This is a genomic window from Moorena sp. SIO3I8 (genome assembly GCF_010692325.1).
GTDB lineage: Bacteria > Cyanobacteriota > Cyanobacteriia > Cyanobacteriales > Coleofasciculaceae > Moorena.
Genome location: NZ_JAAHHW010000459.1, coordinates 1 through 1,141 on the forward strand (window position 1 = coordinate 1; position 1,141 = coordinate 1,141).

Annotated in this window: 1 protein-coding gene; it reads left to right on the top strand. The window is 33.9% G+C overall.

Going from position 1 to position 1,141, the window contains the following annotated elements; genetic code table 11:
• Positions 1-683: 683 nt before the first annotated feature.
• A complete protein-coding gene (locus F6K51_RS37875; protein WP_070395443.1) occupies positions 684-896 on the top strand; it encodes a HetP family heterocyst commitment protein in 213 nt (70 codons plus the stop codon).
• Positions 897-1,141: the final 245 nt, after the last annotated feature.

Consider the following 1,141-nt stretch of genomic DNA (forward strand, 5'->3'; position numbering starts at 1 on the left):
AGCGATTACTACGAAACAGTATGTATTTATAACAAGCCTACACAGAAATTGGAATTATCTGATTAGTTATTTATACTGATTAACTTAATGTCAAGGAACACAAACCAGCTTGTGGTTATTAAAACGATTGACGTAGATAAGCCCACTAAAGTCAACTAATCTCTACAACTTAATCAGGCTCTTAATCACAAGTTTATGCGCCCTATTTAGTTAATTTGTGATCAAATATTTACTGGGCATTGCTTTCAAAGTAAAAAATCTGTTGATCAAGTCAAATCTTTGCCCAGTAAGGCGATAAGAGATTGGGGGGGTATTAAGCATACTATCTACATAAGGGCTCTTAATCAGTGATATCCAATAAGTTAACTGCCAGAGATTTTGTCAAGATTCATGGCAGTTTTACTGTGCTTTTTATTTCGTTGTTAATGAGTAATTATAACATTTTTGGAATGCTCATATACCTCAAAAAAAAAGTATACATAAATATACATAAATCATACTAAATCAAACCTGAACGCAAACCTAAACGTAAACCTATGGTCTAAAGAATAGATTTATACACAGCAGGATCGGTAATCTTACCATCTGCTATCATTTCAGAACTTCACCTAGCACAAGTTGCTTAGGAGTTGTTACAGTGAATTAAACCCTTTGCTTAGTTGCATCTACCTTTATATAGATTTATGAGTACTGAACAATTAAATCAAGTTATAGAAGCAATAATTTCTGGCAAGTATTCCTGGGCTTGTGTATTGATATTACGGTTTTCTGGCTACAATCCTTTGCAATATATGCCCTATCGCACTTACAATCGGTTAATCAAACAAAACTATAACTTAGGTAATCGGAATAAAACCTCATCCTCTCAACCATCAAAAATACTCAATAGGTGTTAATCATCAAGACAAGCACAATAATAAATTACTCAAAAATCCTAGGCCCTAGGCTGTGGACTTTAGATCTTAGGTATTAACCCAGGCATTAAGTACTAAAACCATTACTCATTAACCAAACACCAAACACCAAACACCAAACACCAAACACCAAACACCAAACACCAAACACCAAACCCCTAACTCCTAAAACAAAAATCCTAATACCTATCTTTCAGGAGATTAATAGAACACACACATAAACTCCA

What these genes read in the sequence shown, in the direction of transcription:
- F6K51_RS37875 (WP_070395443.1), top strand. Translation starts at nt 684, where the DNA reads ATGAGTACTGAACAATTAAATCAAGTTATAGAAGCAATAATTTCTGGC.